This window comes from Kitasatospora sp. NPDC096147 (genome assembly GCF_044763225.1).
Lineage (GTDB): Bacteria > Actinomycetota > Actinomycetes > Streptomycetales > Streptomycetaceae > Kitasatospora.
On record NZ_JBIWFX010000013.1, the window covers coordinates 96,942 to 113,746 of the forward strand.

At 70.9% G+C, this 16,805-nt stretch carries 17 protein-coding genes and 1 tRNA gene; 7 read left to right on the plus strand and 11 right to left on the minus strand.

The genetic code is table 11. From position 1 onward, the window contains the following. Positions 1-115 precede the first annotated feature (115 nt). Entirely contained in the window at positions 116-2,497 is a 2,382-nt protein-coding gene (locus ACIRBX_RS30640; protein WP_402302092.1) for a chitinase C-terminal domain-containing protein, read from the minus strand. Between the two features lie 520 nt (positions 2,498-3,017). Between ACIRBX_RS30640 and ACIRBX_RS30645 the strand changes: the two genes are divergently transcribed. Continuing rightward, positions 3,018-3,100: transfer RNA gene (locus tag ACIRBX_RS30645), tRNA-Leu, on the plus strand. Between the two features lie 86 nt (positions 3,101-3,186). Here ACIRBX_RS30645 and rdgB read toward each other — a convergent pair. The 4 genes from rdgB to ACIRBX_RS30665 form a co-directional block, all read right to left on the minus strand. Continuing rightward, positions 3,187-3,795 carry an RdgB/HAM1 family non-canonical purine NTP pyrophosphatase gene (gene rdgB, locus ACIRBX_RS30650; RefSeq protein ID WP_402301894.1) on the minus strand — a complete coding sequence of 203 codons (609 nt, stop codon included), beginning with the start codon at positions 3,793-3,795 and terminating at the stop codon, positions 3,187-3,189. A gap of 312 nt (positions 3,796-4,107) precedes the next feature. After that, positions 4,108-4,494: a hypothetical protein gene (locus tag ACIRBX_RS30655; protein WP_402301895.1), complete on the minus strand. Its 387-nt coding sequence runs from the start codon at positions 4,492-4,494 to the stop codon at positions 4,108-4,110. A gap of 84 nt (positions 4,495-4,578) precedes the next feature. Next, entirely contained in the window at positions 4,579-5,313 is a 735-nt protein-coding gene (gene rph / locus ACIRBX_RS30660; protein WP_402301897.1) for a ribonuclease PH, read from the minus strand. A gap of 139 nt (positions 5,314-5,452) precedes the next feature. Next, positions 5,453-5,686, minus strand: a complete 234-nt coding sequence (locus ACIRBX_RS30665) for a glucose PTS transporter subunit EIIB (RefSeq protein ID WP_030060521.1) — start codon at positions 5,684-5,686, stop codon at positions 5,453-5,455. A 343-nt stretch (positions 5,687-6,029) separates the two neighbouring features. Here ACIRBX_RS30665 and ACIRBX_RS30670 point away from each other — a divergent pair, with 343 nt between their 5' ends. The 5 genes from ACIRBX_RS30670 to ACIRBX_RS30690 all read left to right on the plus strand — a co-directional run bounded on the left by ACIRBX_RS30670 (position 6,030) and on the right by ACIRBX_RS30690 (position 12,782). Continuing rightward, entirely contained in the window at positions 6,030-7,319 is a 1,290-nt protein-coding gene (locus ACIRBX_RS30670) for a PTS transporter subunit EIIC (RefSeq protein WP_402301898.1), read from the plus strand. A gap of 242 nt (positions 7,320-7,561) precedes the next feature. Then, positions 7,562-8,812: a PTS transporter subunit EIIC gene (locus ACIRBX_RS30675; RefSeq protein WP_402301900.1), complete on the plus strand. Its 1,251-nt coding sequence runs from the start codon at positions 7,562-7,564 to the stop codon at positions 8,810-8,812. 287 nt (positions 8,813-9,099) lie between these two features. Further along, positions 9,100-10,356, plus strand: coding sequence for a PTS transporter subunit EIIC (locus ACIRBX_RS30680; RefSeq protein WP_402301903.1), 1,257 nt, complete (start codon positions 9,100-9,102; stop codon positions 10,354-10,356). Between the two features lie 231 nt (positions 10,357-10,587). After that, positions 10,588-11,517: an LLM class flavin-dependent oxidoreductase gene (locus tag ACIRBX_RS30685; RefSeq protein ID WP_402301906.1), complete on the plus strand. Its 930-nt coding sequence runs from the start codon at positions 10,588-10,590 to the stop codon at positions 11,515-11,517. Beyond that, positions 11,514-12,782, plus strand: a complete 1,269-nt coding sequence (locus ACIRBX_RS30690; protein WP_402301908.1) for an LLM class flavin-dependent oxidoreductase — start codon at positions 11,514-11,516, stop codon at positions 12,780-12,782. Before ACIRBX_RS30685 ends, ACIRBX_RS30690 begins: the two co-directional genes overlap by 4 nt. A gap of 43 nt (positions 12,783-12,825) precedes the next feature. Here the strand turns inward: ACIRBX_RS30690 and ACIRBX_RS30695 are convergent, their stop codons facing one another. Together ACIRBX_RS30695 and ACIRBX_RS30700 are read right to left on the minus strand one after the other, a co-directional pair. After that, positions 12,826-13,572 (minus strand): MBL fold metallo-hydrolase, encoded by a 747-nt coding sequence (locus tag ACIRBX_RS30695; protein ID WP_402301910.1) that lies wholly within the window; start codon positions 13,570-13,572, stop codon positions 12,826-12,828. A 168-nt stretch (positions 13,573-13,740) separates the two neighbouring features. Next, on the minus strand, positions 13,741-13,935 hold the full coding sequence (locus ACIRBX_RS30700; RefSeq protein ID WP_402301912.1) for a helix-turn-helix transcriptional regulator: 195 nt from the start codon (positions 13,933-13,935) through the stop codon (positions 13,741-13,743). Between the two features lie 168 nt (positions 13,936-14,103). Between ACIRBX_RS30700 and ACIRBX_RS30705 the strand changes: the two genes are divergently transcribed. Beyond that, positions 14,104-14,538, plus strand: coding sequence for a type II toxin-antitoxin system PemK/MazF family toxin (locus ACIRBX_RS30705; protein ID WP_402301914.1), 435 nt, complete (start codon positions 14,104-14,106; stop codon positions 14,536-14,538). Positions 14,539-14,598: 60 nt separating this feature from the next. Here ACIRBX_RS30705 and ACIRBX_RS30710 read toward each other — a convergent pair whose 3' ends face one another. The 4 genes from ACIRBX_RS30710 to ACIRBX_RS30725 form a co-directional block, all read right to left on the minus strand. Beyond that, positions 14,599-15,567 (minus strand): PLP-dependent cysteine synthase family protein, encoded by a 969-nt coding sequence (locus tag ACIRBX_RS30710; RefSeq protein ID WP_402301915.1) that lies wholly within the window; start codon positions 15,565-15,567, stop codon positions 14,599-14,601. A 166-nt stretch (positions 15,568-15,733) separates the two neighbouring features. Further along, a complete protein-coding gene (locus ACIRBX_RS30715; protein ID WP_402301917.1) occupies positions 15,734-16,006 on the minus strand; it encodes a MoaD/ThiS family protein in 273 nt (90 codons plus the stop codon). Positions 16,007-16,097: 91 nt separating this feature from the next. Further along, positions 16,098-16,214, minus strand: a complete 117-nt coding sequence (locus ACIRBX_RS30720) for a putative leader peptide (protein ID WP_402301919.1) — start codon at positions 16,212-16,214, stop codon at positions 16,098-16,100. 136 nt (positions 16,215-16,350) lie between these two features. Further along, a complete protein-coding gene (locus ACIRBX_RS30725) occupies positions 16,351-16,776 on the minus strand; it encodes a Mov34/MPN/PAD-1 family protein (protein ID WP_402301922.1) in 426 nt (141 codons plus the stop codon). Positions 16,777-16,805 lie beyond the last annotated feature (29 nt).

Below are 16,805 nucleotides of genomic sequence, written 5' to 3' on the forward strand. Positions count from 1 at the left end.
CGGTCGCTCAGGCAACACGGGAAGCCCCTCGGGGACGCAGGAAACGCAGAGCGGTGGCGGCGCACCCCCCGACCGGGTGCACCGCCACCGCCGTCTGTTACCTCAGGGCCTCAGTTCAGCAGGCGCCGAGGTCGGTCCACACGCCCCACTGACCGGTGGTCGAGGGGTCCTCTCCGGTGGTCCACCACTTGTTCTGGTAGTAGCGGCCCTTCCAGGAGACCTTGGTGGGGCTGGCGTACACCGTGCCGGAGGCCCAGCTCGGTGCGGTGCAGGTGCCACCGGACGGGCTCGGCGAGGCCGAGGCCGACGGGGAGGCGGAGGTGCTCGGCGACGGCGACGCGGAGGCCGACGGCGAGGCCGAGGCGGAGGGCGACGGCGAGGCCGAGGTCGACGGGGACGGGCTGGCCGAGGTGGACGGGGACGGCGAGGAGGTCGCGCCGCCGCTGCCGCGGGTCAGGTCCGAGTTCAGGCCGTAGAGCGTGCCACCGACGTTCACGGTCCAGTTGCTCGGGGTCGAGACCGGCAGGTAGTACGTGAAGTCCATGGTCAGCGAGGCGCCCGGGGCCAGCGACTGCCAGCCGGGGAGCTTGACCGAGGCCCGGTTGTAGATGCCCTTCAGGCCGCCGACGTTGTTGCCGGTGTGGTCCTGACGGATCGTGGTGAGGCCGAAGCCGGAGGAGTCCTTGGCGTTGCCCGGGGCCGAGGTCGAGTAGTCGAACTGGAACTCGGTACCGCCCGGCAGGGTCACCGTGGAGTTGTTGGTGATCTTCAGCTTCGGGCTGATCGGGTAGTTCGAGTCGCCCAGCGCGAAGCTGTTGAACTCGACGTCGATCGGCAGGGTCTGCTGCGGCAGCGCGATGGTGGAGCGCTTCGCGCCGTACGCCGAGGCGGACTTGAACTTGTCGTACATCAGCGAGGTCAGGGTCGAGCCCGGCACGTACTGGTTCTTGGCGGCGTCCCACTTGTAGTCGCCGGCCAGCTCCCAGATCATCGCGCCGCCGATGCCGTTGTTCACGACGTAGTCGGCCTTGGCGCCGACCGACTGCTCGTCCTCGGTGGAGAGGAAGACCTTCTTCTGCGCGTTCCACAGCCACGGCGCGACCAGGGTCGAGTCGTAGTTGCGGGTGTAGGTGCCCTGGAGCGCGGTGTCGCTGACGCCGTACTTGGAGAGGTAGTCCGGGACGATGCCCTTCTCCAGGTTCTTGGCGTGCCACATCGGGTTGGAGCCCGCCGGGGACTCGACCCCGTTGGTGTCCTTGTCGTTCCAGATGTTGTCGATGCCGACGGCGCCGTCACCACAGGTCGTCAGACCGGAGCCGGCCGGGCAGTTGTTGGTCGAGGCGGTGCCCCAGAGACCGTTGGTGCCGCCGGTGACGTTCTTGAAGCCGCGGGTGTAGTACGGCAGGCCGACGTTGATCCGGCCGGAGGTCATCGCCCCGCGGAAGTAGTGGTACGCCCAGTCGGTGTTGAGGTAGCCGATGCCGCCGTACTGCGAGGTGCCGTACACGTTGGCGGCGGCCAGCTCGGCGTCCTTGCCGTCGTCGAACAGCGAGGCGTTCGGGCCGACGTACTTGTTCCAGGCGCCGTGCAGGTCGTACGACATGATGTTGACGTAGTCCAGGTACTTCGCCATCTGGTACGTCTCCATGCCGCGGAGCAGGTACCCGGAGGACGGAGCGGCGACGGTCAGCATGTAGTGCTTGCCGTCGGTGGCGCCGGCCCGGTCCAGCTTCTCGCGCAGGGTCTTCAGCAGCGCGTCGTACGCCTTGACCAGCGAGCCGCGCTTGGCGTTCGCGGTGGTCCAGTCGAGCGGGTTGCCCGCGTCCTTCATCGAGGTGGCGTACTCGTAGTCGATGTCGACGCCGTTGAAGCCGTACTTCTTGATGAAGTCCACGGCGGAGTCGGCGAAGGTGTTGATGCCGGTCTGGTTGACCGAACCGTCCGCGTTCACCGTGGTGTTGTAGAAGCCGCCCGAGTTGACGCGCTTGCCGTCGGCACCGAAGTAGCCGCCGGTCTCGGCCCAACCACCCACCGAGATCAGGGTCTTGACGTTCGGGTACTGCTTCTTGTACTTGGTCAGCAGGTTGAAGTGACCCTTGTACGGCAGCGTCGGGTCCATCTCCGCGCCGGCCACGCCGGGGAAGGTGATGCCGGTCGCCTCGTTGGTCGGGGTGTCGTCACCGACCGAGAGCTTGTTGCTGCCGTCGATGTGCGCGAAGGCGTAGTTGATGTGGGTGACCTTGTCCCACGGGATGTTGTTGGCCAGGTAGGCGGGGGTGCCGTCCTTGCCGGTCCGCCAGCCGGTGAAGTAGCCGATGATGCGGCGCTGGTGGTCCGCGCCCATCTTCTCGCGGCCCTCGGTGTCGTAGACGCTGCAGTACGGCACGTCCACGCCGGGCGTGGAGTACATGCCGTCGGGGCGACAGGACTGGTTGTCGACGGCGGCGGCGGCCTGCGAGGGCGCGGTGCCGAGCGTGGCGACCAGCAGTCCGGCCATGGCGGCCGCGGCAGAGGTGGCGAAGGCCACCCGCTTGCCGGACGTCCGACGGCCCGCAGCGGTGGGACGCTGCTCCGTCGTGCTTCGGATCAACACTCGTTCCTCCAGGGGAGAGTGCCGGCGCGCGCTGTGGGAACGCACGCTGTGGGGGAATTGCCGAGAAGCTATGTGGTCTGAACCACAGAGGTCAATAGGTCTGTACCAATAGACGAAGAACCGAGACCTGGACCGTCAGGTGATGCTCATCACCCGTTCATCTTCCGTATCCGCCCGACCCTTTGGCCCCAAGGGTGCTTCGTGCCGGGTGACGTTCCGGGCCTCCCCGGTGCCCGGTGCGGCGATCCCGTGATCACAACGACTTGGCCAATCCTTGGGAATCGGGTTTGACCGGATCGGGCACCGCTCCGAGCGCCTCCCCGGGGGCGCCCGGGGCTGCCCCGGGCGCCCCCGGCGCGGGCCCCGGCGGTAAGGCAGGTGCCGGGTGGCCGACCGGCCAAGTAGCATGGCGGCGAAGCACCCTGCGGCCTTGGCGGAACGGCAGACGCGCTGGCTTTAGGTGCCCGTGAGGGAGACCTCGTGAGGGTTCGAATCCCTCAGGCCGCACAACGGGAAGGCCCCCGCCTCCGGATCATCCGGAGGCGGGGGCCTTCTCACGTCCCGTCAGGGCGGGGGCGCGGGGTGACGACGGGTCAGCCGAGCAGCTCCCGGACCACCGGGGCGAGGCCGCGGAACGCCTGGCCCCGGTGGCTGATGGCGTTCTTCTCCTCCGGGGTGAGCTCGGCGCAGGTCCGGCTCTCGCCGAGCGGCTGGAGGATCGGGTCGTAGCCGAAGCCGCCGCTCCCGGCCGGCTCGGTGCGCAGGGTCCCGGGCAGCCGGCCCTCCACCACCCGCTCGGTGCCGTCCGGCAGCGCGAAGGCCGCGGCGCAGGCGAAGTGCGCGCCCCGGTGCGGCTCGGCGATGTCGGAGAGCTGGGCCAGCAGCAGGTCCAGGTTGGCCACGTCGTCACCGTGCTTGCCGGCCCAGCGGGCGGAGAAGATCCCGGGGGCGCCGTTCAGCACGTCCACGCAGAGGCCGGAGTCGTCCGCGACGGCCGGCAGTCCGGTGGCGCGGGCCAGCGCGTGCGCCTTCAGCAGGGCGTTCTCCGCGAAGGTCACGCCGGTCTCCGGGACGTCCGGGATCTCGGGGTAGGCGTCGGCCCCGACCAGCTCCACGTCGAGGCCGGCCGCACCGAGGATGTCGCGCAGCTCGGTCACCTTGTGCCGGTTCCGGGTGGCGAGGACGAGTCGTCGGGTAGTCATGCGGCCAGCCTAGGCGCTGCCGCCCGGGCCGACCGGACAGCGGATCGCGGAGGCCGGGGCCAAGGGTCAGATCCCAGGGCCCGGAGCCCGGAGCCCGGGGCCCGTACGGAGTCCGGAACCGGGCCTCGGCCCCTTCCGGATCGGCCGGACCGGGCGGATGGCCGACGCGGAGCCCCCGTCCGGCTCCTGACGGGGCGTCCGCGCCCACCCGGCACCCGAGCCGCACCGAACGGACCCCCGCCCCCGGGCCGGCCGCCCGGGCCACTTGCGGAGCACGGCAGCCGCCCGGCCGGGCCCGTCTCCGACGGAGCGTCAGCCGGTGCAGACCTTGGAGAGGTTCGCCGCCGCGTCGCCGAGCGGCTTGAGGTCGGGGACCCGGTTGGCGTTGGCCGCCTGCTGGAGGTTCTCGACCTGGGTCTGCAGGTCGGTGACGGCCTTGGCGACGTCGGTGTCGCTGGAGTTGCGGCCCAGCTTGTCCAGGTCGGTCTTGAGCTTCTGGAGGGCCTGACCGGCCGCCTGCGGGTCGTTCTGCGCGTTGCCGAAGGCGTTGCTCACCTCGACGATGTCCGAGCTGATGGTGACGGCGGTGCTGCCGCAGTCCAGCGCCTTCTGCGCGGCCGAGCAGCCCACGCCGAGCGGCACCAGCAGGGCCAGCGCGGCGACGGACAGGACGGTGGAGCGGTGGGTGCGGAACGGCATCGGGTCCTCCGGTCGGGTGGGGCTGGCACCCGGGAGGACGACCGGCGACCGCCACCGGTTCCCGGTGGCGGTCCTGACCACCGGTCAGCCCTGCAGCGACTCCAGCGCCTTCTTCTGGACCTCGTCCAGCTCGGCGCAGCCCAGCGTGCCCAGGTCCAGCAGCTGGTCCAGCAGCGCACGGTCGAAGGGCGCGCCCTCGGCGGTGCCCTGGACCTCGACGAAGCGGCCGTCCGAGGTGCAGACGATGTTCATGTCGGTCTCGGCCCGGACGTCCTCCTCGTAGCGGAGGTCGAGCATCGGGACGCCGTCGATGATGCCCACGCTGACCGCGCTGACCCCGCCGGTGATCGGCTGGCCCTTGGCCCGCAGCAGCTTCTTCTCGCGGGCCCAGGACACCGCGTCCGCCAGCGCGACGTAGGCGCCGGTGATGGCGGCGGTCCGGGTGCCGCCGTCGGCCTGGAGCACGTCGCAGTCGAGCACGATGGTGTTCTCGGCCAGCGCGCGGTGGTCGACCACGGCGCGCAGCGAGCGGCCGATCAGCCGGCTGATCTCGTGGGTGCGGCCCCCGATCTTGCCGCGCACCGACTCGCGGTCGCCACGGGTGTTGGTGGCCCGGGGCAGCATGGCGTACTCGGCGGTGACCCAGCCCTCGCCGCTGCCCTTGCGCCAGCGCGGCACGCCCTCGGTGACGCTGGCGGTGCAGAGCACCTTGGTGTCCCCGTAGGAGACCAGGACGGAGCCTTCGGCGTGCTTGCTCCATCCGCGTTCGATGGTGACCGGGCGGAGCTGATCGGGCGTGCGGCCGTCGATGCGAGACATGGCACCGAGCCTATCCGCTGCGGGCCCCCGTCCCGGCCGCCCCGGCCGCGTGGTGGACCGCCGCCGGGAAGCAGAACGGCCCGTGCACCCCTGGCGGGGTGACGGGCCGGCTCGCGCTGGGACCTGAGGGGGTCTCAGCTCACATCATGTCCTCGATGTCGGCGGCGATCGGGTCGGCGTCGGTGCCGATGACGACCTGGATCGCGGTGCCCATCTTGACGACGCCGTGGGCGCCGGCGGCCTTCAGCGCGGCTTCGTCGACCAGGGAGGCGTCCTTGACCTCGGTGCGCAGGCGGGTGATGCAGCCCTCGACCTCTTCGATGTTGTCGATGCCGCCGAGGCCGGCGACGATCTTCTCAGCCTTGCTGGCCATGTCTTTCTCCCTCTGTCTCGGCTCCCGGCAGCTCCGCCGGGGACCGTACCGCTCGGTGCTGGTGGCAGTGGCCGGAAGGTGACGCGGGCTCAGTTGCCGCGCCCACCACGGCGCACGGACAGCATCGCCCGAGTCCGACCGACTTGCCACGTTAGTCCACTTTTGGCCGCGCACGACGCGCGCGCCGCCGATGGTCACCCCAGGATGACGATCAGTGGGAACCCGGACCCGCGGGGCCCGTCGTACCAGAAGTGGTCTACACCAATATTAGGTGCACTTCGGACAACGCGCCGCCGTCCTCCGGTGTTCCTGCCCGGACCGGTTCGGCACTCGGAGGACGATGATGAGTTCGGCAGGCGCGGTAGTTCCGCAGAAACAGTGGTGGCACGGCCTGTACGGCGGCCTCCAGAAGATGGGCCGCAGCCTCCAGCTCCCGGTGGCGGTGCTGCCCGCCGCCGGCCTGCTCAACCGGATCGGCCAGCCGGACGTGTTCGGCGCGGACGGCCTCGGCTGGGACAACGTGGCCAAGGTCTTCGCGGCGGCCGGCGGCGCGCTGCTCAGCTCCAACCTCGGACTGCCGCTGCTGTTCTGCATCGGCGTCGCGATCGGCATGGCCAAGAAGGCCGACGGCTCCACCGCGCTGGCCGCCGTGGTCGGCTTCCTGGTCTACTTCACGGTCCTGCAGGCCTTCCCGGAGGACTGCGCGGGCGCGGCCAAGCTGGTCGGCAACCAGTGCGTGGACTACGCGGCCCAGAAGTCCTCCAACGCGGTCTACCAGAACCCCGGCGTGCTGGGCGGCATCGCGATCGGCCTGATGTCGGCCTGGCTGTGGGTGCGCTACCACCGGGTCCGGCTGGTCGACTGGCTCGGCTTCTTCAACGGCCGGCGCCTGGTCCCGATGATCACCGCCGTGATGGGCCTGGCCTTCGCCTGCATCTGCCTCTGGGTCTGGCCGCCGATCGGCGACGCGCTCAACTCCTTCAGCGAGTGGCTCTCCGACCTGGACGCGGTGGGCTCCGGCATCTTCGGCCTCGCCAACCGCGCGCTGCTGCTGATCGGCATGCACCAGCTGCTGAACACCTTCCTCTGGTTCCAGTTCGGCACCTTCACCAAGCCGGACGGCACCGAGGTCAACGGCGACATCAACCGCTTCCTGGCGGGCGACCCGACGGCCGGCCAGTTCACCTCCGGCTTCTTCCCGATCATGATGTTCGCGCTCCCCGCCGCCGCGCTGGCCATCGCGCACTGCGCCAAGCCGCACCGCCGCAAGGAGATCACCGGCCTGATGCTCTCGGTCGGCCTGACCTCCTTCGTCACCGGCGTCACCGAGCCGCTGGAGTACTCCTTCGCCTACGTCGCCCCGGCGCTGTACGCCGTGCACGCGGTGCTCACCGGCGTCTCGATGGCGGTCACCTGGGCGCTCGGCGTGCACGACGGCTTCTCCTTCTCGGCCGGCCTGATCGACTACGTCATCAACTGGAGCCTGGCCACCAAACCCTGGCTGATCATCCCGATCGGACTCTGCTTCGCGGTGGTCTACTACGTGGTCTTCCGCTTCGTCATCACCAGGTTCGACCTCAAGACCCCCGGTCGCGAGGACGAGGACGAGATCGAGGACGTCACCAAGGCCTGACCCGGCGTCAACTCCCCCGAAAGGCCCTCGGACCCACCGGTCCGAGGGCCTTTCGGCATGCTCGGGAAAGGACCAAGGACCCTGGTGGAATTACCCGCAGAATTACCGGAATCCCCACCGTCGCAGTTATTTCCTCCGGGTTTGAACGGCGTGTTAGAAAAGCACAGCACCCCAAGTGGTGTAGACCAATCGGCCGATCACCGATCGGTGCGCAACGCCGCCCACCGCCCGAAGGACAGCCCATGAGTACGACCGCCGCACCAGCCCGGAAGCCAGGAGCCGGCCTCCTGCAAGGTCTCCAGAAGGTCGGCCGCAGCCTCCAGCTCCCGGTCGCCGTGCTCCCGGCCGCCGGGCTGCTGGTCAGCCTCGGCAACCTGGTCTCCAACTACCTGGAGGGCGACTTCTGGGACAAGGTCTCCGCCGTCCTGCTCGGCGGCGGCACCGCGATCCTGGACGGCTCCTTCGGCCTCCCGCTGCTGTTCTGCATCGGCATCGCGATCGGCTTCGCCAAGAAGGCCGACGGCTCCACCGCGCTGGCCGCCGTGGTCGGCTACCTGACCTTCAACAAGGTGATCCAGGCGTTCCCGGTCACCGAGGGCCACATCGAGGGCGAGAAGTGGGTGGCCGCCACCTACCAGAACCCCGGGGTGCTCGGCGGCATCATCATCGGCCTGCTGAGCGCGGTGCTCTGGCAGAAGTACCACCGCACCAAGCTGGTCGACTGGCTCGGCTTCTTCAACGGCCGCCGGCTGGTCCCGATCATCATGGCCTTCGTCGGCGCCGCACTCGGCGTGGTGGTGGCGCTCTGCTGGGGCCCGATCGGCGACGGCATCAACGCCTTCAGCGACTGGCTGATCGGTCTCGGCTCGTTCGGCTCGGCGATCTTCGGCGTGGTCAACCGCGGCCTGCTGCCGGTCGGCATGCACCAGTTCGTGAACACCTTCTTCTGGTTCCAGGCCGGTGACTTCACCGACGCGGCCGGCACCGTGGCGCACGGCGACATCAGCCGCTTCCTGGCCGGCGACCCGACGGCCGGTCAGTTCACCTCCGGCTTCTTCCCGATCATGATGTTCGGCCTCCCGGCCGCCGCGCTGGCCATCGCGCACTGCGCCAAGCCGCACCGCCGCAAGGAGATCACCGGCCTGATGCTCTCGCTGGCCGCGACCAGCTTCATCACCGGCGTCACCGAGCCGATCGAGTTCTCCTTCATGTTCCTGGCGCCGATGCTCTACGTGGCCCACGCGATCCTGACCGGCCTCTCGATGTTCGTCACCTGGGCCCTCGGGGTGCACGCCGGCTTCTCCTTCTCGGCCGGGCTGATCGACTACGTGACGCTCTGGCACCTGGACACCAAGCCCTGGCTGGTGATCCCGATCGGACTCTGCTTCGCGGTGGTCTACTACGTGCTCTTCCGCTGGGCGATCACCAAGTTCAACCTCAAGACCCCCGGTCGCGAGGACGACTCCGAGGTCGAGGACGTCACCAAGGCCTGACGCCCCCTCAGCACGCGGCCCGCTCCCGGTGGCACCCCCACCGGGAGCGGGTCTTTTTGTTGCGCAACTCGCCAAAATGGCGATTACGGCGGGTAACCATGATCACCAATCCAAAAGAAGGTTTCGATTTCATAGCGCTTCCCACCTGCGCACCACCCCGGGCTTCCGAGCCCCCTCCGCGCGTGCTAGAAAACTGGTCTACACCACTAGTGGTGTAGACCAGTTCGCGGTTCGGCCCCCCGATGCACAGCCCCGACCGACCCGCCCTGCCGTTAGGAACCACCCCCATGACCACGACAGCAACGGCGCCGTCGCCGTCCCCTGCGAAGAAGGCCGGGCAGAGTCTGCTCCAGGGCCTGCAGAAGATCGGCCGCAGCCTCCAGCTCCCGATCGCCGTCCTGCCGGCCGCCGGTCTGCTGCTCCGCCTCGGCCAGGACGACGTCTTCGGCAAGGACGGCCTCGGCTGGGGCAAGGTCGCCAGCGTCTTCCTGACCGCCGGTGACGCGGTCTTCGGCAACCTGCCGCTGCTCTTCGCGGTGGGCATCGCGATCGGCTTCGCCAAGAAGGCCGACGGCTCCACCGCGCTCGCCGCGCTGGTCGGCTTCCTGGTCTACAAGAACGTGCTCACCGCGTTCCCGATCACCGAGTACCAGATCCTGCCCGGCAAGGACGAGGCCGCCACCTACCAGAACCCGGGTGTGCTCGGCGGCATCGTCATCGGTCTGCTGAGCGCGGTGCTCTGGCAGAAGTACCACCGCACCAAGCTGGTCGACTGGCTCGGCTTCTTCAACGGCCGCCGCCTGGTCCCGATCATCATGGCCTTCGTCGGCACCGCCGTCGGCGTGTTCTTCGGCTTCTGCTGGGGCCCGATCGGCGACGCCATCCGCAGCCTGAACGACTCCCTGATCGGCGCGGGCGCGCTCGGCGCCGGTGCCTTCGGCCTGATCAACCGCGGTCTGCTGCCGGTCGGCATGCACCAGTTCGTCAACTCCTACGCCTGGTTCCAGACCGGTGACTTCACCAAGTCCGACGGCACCGTCGTGCACGGTGACATCACCCGCTTCTTCGCCGGTGACCCGACGGCCGGTCAGTTCACCTCCGGCTTCTACCCGATCATGATGTTCGCGCTGCCCGCCGCCGCGCTGGCCATCGCGCACGCCGCCAAGCCGGAGCGCCGCGCCGCGGTGCTGGGCATGATGATGTCGCTCGCGCTGACCTCCTTCGTCACCGGTGTGACCGAGCCGATCGAGTTCGCCTTCGTCTTCATCGCCCCGGCGCTGTACGTGATCCACGCGGTGCTGACCGCCGTCTCGATGGCCGTCACCTGGGCGCTCGGCGTGAAGGTCGGCTTCACCTTCTCCGCCGGTCTGATCGACTTCGGCCTGGCCTACTCCAAGGCCAGCTCGCCGCTGCTGATCATCCCGATCGGCCTGGCCTTCGCCGCGCTCTACTACGTGCTGTTCCGCTGGGCGATCGTGAAGTTCGACCTCAAGACCCCCGGTCGCGAGGACGACGCCGAGATCGAGGACATCACCAAGGCCTGACCCGCTCCGCTCCCCCGACCCCGTCCGGCAACCGCCGGGCGGGGTCGGTGCGTTGTGGACGGAGGTTGACGGGCCGCCAAGATCGCTGGTCCACTGGAGGCATGCGCGCCTCGTGCTTCCTGGTGACCCGCGACCACATCGACTTCGGTCGCGTGTGGTCGGCGGCGTGTCGTCGCTGCGGTTGATCCCAGCCCCGACACCACCCCACCTCCGGAAGGCCGAGGCCCCGCCGTGCCCCACCCCCTGCTGCTCTCCGCCGGTCTGGACGGCCCCGGGCCGCTGACCGCCGCGCACTACACCGACCTCGCCCTGCTCGCCGAGCACGGCGGGCTGGACTTCGTCACCCTGGACGACTCGCTGGCCCCCGGCTCCAACCTGCTGGACGCGCTCGCGGTGTTCGCCCGGGTCGCGCCCGCCACCTCGCGGATCGGCCTGGTGCCGACCGTCACCACCACCCACACCGAGCCGTTCCACACCTCCCTCGCGGTGAACACCCTGGACTGGGTGAGCGAGGGCCGGGCCGGCTGGCTGGTGGACGTCTCGGCCACCGAGGAGGAGGCCCGGGCCTTCGGCCGGCGGCCGGTGCTGCCGGCCGAGGAGCTCTGGCAGGAGGCCGCCGACGCGGTCGAGGTGGCCGCCCGGCTGTGGGACAGCTGGGAGGACGACGCCGAGATCCGGGACGTCGCCACCGGCCGGTTCGTCGACCGGGACAAGCTGCACTACGCCGACTTCGAGGGCCGGTGGTTCTCGGTCAAGGGCCCCTCGATCACCCCCCGCCCGCCGCAGGGCCGCCCGGTGGTGGCCGTCCGGCTCGGCCACCAGGAGGGCGGCGCCCGTAGGGAGTTGGCTGTCCTGCACGCCGACCTGGTGCTGCTGGACGCACCGACCCCGCAGGCCGCCGGCACCGCCCGGGCCGCCCTGCGGGCCGCCGCCGGGCGGGCGCTGCCGGTGCTGGCCCGGGTCTCCCCCGGTGTGCGCCCCGCCGACTGGGCCGGCGCGGTCGACGGCCTGCACCTGGTGCCCCGCCATCTCCCGTCCGACCTCCGGGAGTTCATCGACGCCACGGCGGCCGGGAGCGGCCGGGGCGGCACCCTGCGGGACCGGCTCGGCCTGGCCCGCCCGGTCTCCCGCTACGCCGCCGCGGCGGGGGTGGCCCGATGAGCGCCCGCCCGAAGAAGCAGGTGCACCTCGCCGCGCACTTCCCCGGCGTCAACAGCACCACCGTCTGGGCCGATCCGGAATCCCGCAGCCAGATCGAGTTCTCCTCCTTCAAGGCGCTGGCCCGCACCGCCGAGCGCGGGCTGTTCGACTTCTTCTTCCTGGCCGAGGGCCTGCGGCTGCGCGAGGTGAACGGGCGGATCCACGACCTGGACGTGGTCGGGCGCCCCGAGTCGATCACCGTGCTGAACGCGCTGGCCGCCGTCACCACCCACCTCGGCCTGGCCGGCACGGTCAGCGCCACCTTCAACGAGCCGTACGAGCTGGCCCGCCGGCTGGCCTCGCTGGACTTCCTCTCGGACGGCCGGGCGGCCTGGAACGTGGTCACCTCCAACGACGCCTTCACCGGCGAGAACTTCCGCCGGGGCGGCTACCTGGACCACGCCGACCGGTACCGCCGGGCCGAGGAGTTCGTCCGGCTGGCCTCGGAGCTCTGGGCCTCGGACGGCCGGGTGGTGCGGCACTCCGGGCCGCAGTTCACCGTCGAGGGCGCCGGGCCGCTGCCGCCCTCCCCGCAGGGGCGGCCGGTGATCATCCAGGCCGGGGACTCGGACGAGGGACGGGAGTTCGCCGCCGCCCACGCCGACGTGGTGTTCAGCCGGCACTCCACCGTGGAGGACGGCCGGGCCTTCCACGCCGACGTCAAGCGGCGGCTGGCGGCGTACGGGCGGCGGCCCGAGCAGCTGAAGATCATGCCGGGGGTGACCTTCGTGCTCGGCTCCACCGAGGCCGAGGCGGCCGAGCGCTCCGCGCTGATTCGGCGTCAGCAGGTCAGCCCGCGAACCGCGCTGGCCCACCTGGAGCAGATCTGGGGCGTCGACCTCTCCGACCACGACCCGGACGGCCCGCTGCCGACCGCCGACCCGGTGACCGGCTCCACCCTGGTGCAGGGCCGCACCCGGCTGGGCGATCCGCTCGAACTCGCCGCCCGCTACCGGAAGCTGGCCACCGACAAGGGGCTCAGCTCGCGCGAAGTGGTGATCGAGCTCAGCGGCCGGCACTCCTTCGTCGGCACGCCCGAGTCGGTGGCCGCCGCGCTGGACGAGCACGTCCAGCGCGACGCGGCGGACGGCTTCATCCTGATCCCGCACCTGACGCCGGGCGGGCTGGACGACTTCGTCGACCACGTGGTGCCGCTGCTCCAGCGGCGCGGGGTGCACCGTACCGAGTACCCCGTCGGGACGCTGCGCGAGCGGCTCACCGGCTGAGCACCGGAGCGGGCTGACCGCCCGTCAGGCCCCGGTGCCGTCCTCAGACCTGGTAGACGGCGCCGGGGCGGGCCAGCTCCACCGGCCCCGGGAAGACGGCGGCGGCGTCCCGGCGGTTGACCTCCGGGTCGGTCCACGGCGGGATGTGGGTCAGCACCAGTCGGCCGACCCCGGCGGCGGCGGCGTGCTGGCCGGCCTCCCGGCCGTTCAGGTGGACCGCCGAGAAGGTCTCCTTGCCGTCGGTGTAGGCCGCCTCGCAGAGGAACAGCTCTGTGCCCCGGGCGAGTTCGACCAGCTCCGGGCTCTCCCCGGTGTCGCCGGAGTAGACCAGGCTGCGGCCCTCGTGCTCGATCCGGAAGGCGAACGCCTCCACCGGGTGGTTCACCCGGGCCACGGTGACCCGCAGCGGGCCGAGCACGAAGCTGCCCTCGGTGAGCGTGTGGAAGTCGAACACCTCGGTCATGCCCGGCTGTTCGGGCATGTCGTAGGCGCGGGCGAGGCGCTCGGCGGTGCCCTCCGGGCCGTACACCGGGACCGGGTCCGGGCAGCCCTCCAGGCGGTAGTTGCGGGCCACCCAGTAGGCGCAGAGGTCGATGCAGTGGTCGGCGTGCAGGTGGCTGAGCAGGATCGCGTCGATCTCGTAGAGCCCGGCGTACTTCTGCAGCGCGCCGAGCGCGCCGTTGCCGAGGTCCAGCAGCACCCGGTAGCCGTCGGCCTCGACCAGGTAGCTGGAGCAGGGCGACTCGGCCGAGGGGAAGCTCCCCGAGCACCCCACCACGGTCAGTTTCATGCCGAGCCCCTCCACCCCGTCTGGTCATGGTCCGAGCCCCGGACGCCCACCGGTGCGCGGTGGCCGGGCTGCCAGACGAGAGTAAGGGCCGGACGGCACTTTGCCCCCGTCCCCGTGCCGTGCTGTGGCTGATGTCACCAGAACGGGCCGCCCCCGGTGGCCGGGGCCTCACCGGTGGCCCGGGCGGTTCCGGGCCCAGGCCCGGATGGTCTCGGCGTACCAGCGTGGGTGGCCGCTGCCGTCCACCACGTCGGGGTCGGGGAGCAGGCCGTGCCGGCGGTAGTTGCGGACGGTGTCGGGCTGGACGTTGATGTGCCGGGCGATCTCCGAGTAGGACCACAACTCGCGGCTGCAAAAGGACATCTGGGCCACCTTCGGGTCGGATGATCTTCCGTGGTCAGCTTTTCCGGCCCAACGAGAATCTTTAGCGCGGAACGGACTTCGTGGTCGTTCCGTGACGAATCGGCAGCACGGAACGGATAAATCCCCGACTGTCACGACGCTCCGGACCGCCCGGGGTACGGTCTGCGGATGGAAAAGGTGCTGATCACACTGCTGGTGGTGGCCGTGCTGGCGGTCGCCCTGTGGGCGCTGCGCAGGCGCGCGGCACCAGCGCCCGCTGCGCGCCGCACGCCCCCGGCGGGACCCCGGACCGGCGCCCCCGCGCCGCAGGAGATCTGGTGGGCCGAGGTCCCGTTCGAGGACGGGCCGGGCGCCAAGGACCGCCCCTGCCTGGTGCTCCGGGTGAACCGCCGCACCGCCACCGTCGTGAAGATCACCAGCAAGCACCACGCCGAGCGGCCGGGCGTGCTGCCGCTGCCGCCGGGCTCGGTCGGCGACCGGCAGGGGCGGGCCAGCTGGCTGGAGACGGACGAGCTGCGCGAGGTGCCGGTCAGCGCCTTCCGGCGGAAGGTCGGGCCGGTCGACCGGCAGACCTGGGCCCGGGTCCAGCGGGCGCTGCGCTGACACGCCGGAGGGCGCGTCCCCGGGACCGGGAACGCGCCCTCCTGCCTGCCTGACGGGCCGTCAGGCCCAGAGCTGGCCCTGCAGCGCCTCGACCGCCGCCTCGGTGGACTCGGCGGTGTAGATGCCGGTGGAGAGGTACTTCCAGCCGCCGTCCGCGACCACGAAGACCACGTCCGCCCGCTCGCCCGCCTGGGCGGCCTTGCGGCCGACCCCGATCGCGGCGTGCAGGATCGCACCGGTGGAGACGCCCGCGAAGATGCCCTCCTGCTGGAGCAGCTCCCGGGTGCGGCGCACCGCGTCCTCGGAGGTGACGGAGTACCGGGTGGTCAGCACCTCGGCGTCGTACAGCTCGGGGACGAAGCCCTCGTCGAGGTTGCGCAGCCCGTAGACCAGGTCGTCGTAGCGCGGCTCGGCCGCCACCACCTGGACGCCGGGGACCTTCTCGCGCAGGTACCGGCCGACGCCCATCAGGGTGCCGGTGGTGCCCAGGCCCGCCACGAAGTGGCTGACCGTGGGGAGGTCGGCGAGGATCTCCGGGCCGGTGGTGGCGTAGTGCGCGCCGGCGTTGTCCGGGTTGCCGTACTGGTAGAGCATCACCCAGTCGGGGTGCTCGGCGGCGATCTCCTTGGCGATCCGGACGGCGGTGTTGGAGCCGCCGGCCGCCGGGGAGGGGATGATCTCCGCGCCCCACATGGTGAGCAGCTCGCGCCGCTCCTCGCTGGTGTTCTCCGGCATCACGCAGACCATCCGGTAGCCCTTGAGCTTGGCCGCCATGGCGAGCGAGATGCCGGTGTTCCCGCTGGTGGGCTCCAGGATGGTGCAGCCGGGGGTGAGCAGCCCCGCGGCCTCGGCCCGCTCGATCATGTGCAGGGCCGGCCGGTCCTTGATCGATCCGGTCGGATTGCGGTCCTCCAGCTTGGCCCAGAGGGTCACCAGTCCGTCTCCGTTGCCGGGCACGGCGGCGGAGATGCGGGGCAGGCGGACCAGCGGGGTGTTGCCGACGGCTTCGAGCGGGCTGTCGTACTTCATCAGATCCGGGGCCTCCGGTAGTCGGGGGGTGGAGCAAGGAGCGGCGTCCGGGCCGAGTCTGGGCGGTGCCGACGATGGAGTAGCAGCGGAGCTGCGGCGACTGAGGAGAAGCCGGTCAGGCGAGAGCCCGGGCGTCGCGACGCCGCCCCCCGACTACCGGAGGCCCCTAGCCGCCGGCCACGGCGGGGAGGATGGTGACGCTGTCGCCGTCCTTGAGGCCGGTCTCGATGCCGTCCAGGAAGCGGACGTCCTCGTCGTTCAGGTACACGTTCACGAAGCGGCGCAGCTCACCGTTGTCCAGCAGGCGGGCGGCGATGCCCGGGTGGCGGACGTCCAGGTCGGCGAAGAGCTCACCGAGGCTGGCACCGGCACCCTCGACGGCCTTGGCGCCGTCGGTGTAGGTGCGGAGGATGGTCGGGATGCGGACCTCGATGGCCATGACTGCGCTCCTGTGGAGTGGGGTTCTGGGTGGGCCGCAGGGCGCGGCAGGGCGGTGCGATCCCCGTACGGGGCAAGGCGGTTGGCCGGGCTCAGTGAGCCGCGGCGGGGCCGGGACAGATCGCGCTGGCGAGCCGGCACAGGTCGACGTGCAGGCGCGCGACAAGGCGGGTGCCCTGGGCCTGGTTGCTCACATCGACGGAACGCATGGGCTCATCGTATAGATTCCCCGGCCCGCCCCGACATCCATGTCTCGCCATCCGGATGAATGCGTGTCACATCCCGGGACACGGCAGGGGCCCGCCGCGCACCCCGGGGGTGCGGCGACGGGCCCCGGACGGCTGGTCAGTAGGCCTCGACCAGCTCCACCGGCTCCTCGGTGATGACCCCTTCGACGATCCGGAAGGAACGGAACTGGAAGGCGTCCCCCTCCTCGGCCCCCTCGGCGGTGGAGACCAGTACGTAGTGGGCGTCCGGCTCGGAGGCGTAGCTCACGTCGGTGCGGGAGGGGTACGCCTCGGTCGCGGTGTGCGAGTGGTAGACCACCACCGGCACCTCGTCCCGGTCGTCCATCTCGCGGTAGAGCTTGAGCAGGTCGCCGGAGTCGAACTCGTAGAAGGTGGGCGAGCGGGCGGCGTTGAGCATCGGGACGAACCGCTCCGGGCGGTCGGTGCCCTCGGGGCCGGCGACCACGCCGCACGCCTCGTCCGGGTGGTCCGCGCGGGCGTGGGCGACGATCGCGTCGTGCAGCTCTCGGGTGATGGTCAGCATCCGGTCAGGATAGCCACGGGCCCGCCGGC

Bases quoted from the DNA above. Each gene is read 5' to 3' on its own strand.
- ACIRBX_RS30700 (WP_402301912.1), bottom strand. From the start codon at position 13,935: ATGTCCTTTTGCAGCCGCGAGTTGTGGTCCTACTCGGAGATCGCCCGG.
- rph (WP_402301897.1), bottom strand. From the start codon at position 5,313: ATGTCTCGCATCGACGGCCGCACGCCCGATCAGCTCCGCCCGGTCACC.
- ACIRBX_RS30710 (WP_402301915.1), bottom strand. From the start codon at position 15,567: ATGAAGTACGACAGCCCGCTCGAAGCCGTCGGCAACACCCCGCTGGTC.
- ACIRBX_RS30665 (WP_030060521.1), bottom strand. From the start codon at position 5,686: ATGGCCAGCAAGGCTGAGAAGATCGTCGCCGGCCTCGGCGGCATCGAC.
- ACIRBX_RS30715 (WP_402301917.1), bottom strand. From the start codon at position 16,006: ATGGCCATCGAGGTCCGCATCCCGACCATCCTCCGCACCTACACCGAC.
- ACIRBX_RS30680 (WP_402301903.1), top strand. From the start codon at position 9,100: ATGACCACGACAGCAACGGCGCCGTCGCCGTCCCCTGCGAAGAAGGCC.
- ACIRBX_RS30725 (WP_402301922.1), bottom strand. From the start codon at position 16,776: ATGCTGACCATCACCCGAGAGCTGCACGACGCGATCGTCGCCCACGCC.
- ACIRBX_RS30695 (WP_402301910.1), bottom strand. From the start codon at position 13,572: ATGAAACTGACCGTGGTGGGGTGCTCGGGGAGCTTCCCCTCGGCCGAG.
- ACIRBX_RS30690 (WP_402301908.1), top strand. From the start codon at position 11,514: ATGAGCGCCCGCCCGAAGAAGCAGGTGCACCTCGCCGCGCACTTCCCC.
- rdgB (WP_402301894.1), bottom strand. From the start codon at position 3,795: ATGACTACCCGACGACTCGTCCTCGCCACCCGGAACCGGCACAAGGTG.
- ACIRBX_RS30670 (WP_402301898.1), top strand. From the start codon at position 6,030: ATGAGTTCGGCAGGCGCGGTAGTTCCGCAGAAACAGTGGTGGCACGGC.
- ACIRBX_RS30720 (WP_402301919.1), bottom strand. From the start codon at position 16,214: ATGCGTTCCGTCGATGTGAGCAACCAGGCCCAGGGCACCCGCCTTGTC.
- ACIRBX_RS30675 (WP_402301900.1), top strand. From the start codon at position 7,562: ATGAGTACGACCGCCGCACCAGCCCGGAAGCCAGGAGCCGGCCTCCTG.
- ACIRBX_RS30655 (WP_402301895.1), bottom strand. From the start codon at position 4,494: ATGCCGTTCCGCACCCACCGCTCCACCGTCCTGTCCGTCGCCGCGCTG.
- ACIRBX_RS30705 (WP_402301914.1), top strand. From the start codon at position 14,104: ATGGAAAAGGTGCTGATCACACTGCTGGTGGTGGCCGTGCTGGCGGTC.
- ACIRBX_RS30640 (WP_402302092.1), bottom strand. From the start codon at position 2,497: ATGGCCGGACTGCTGGTCGCCACGCTCGGCACCGCGCCCTCGCAGGCC.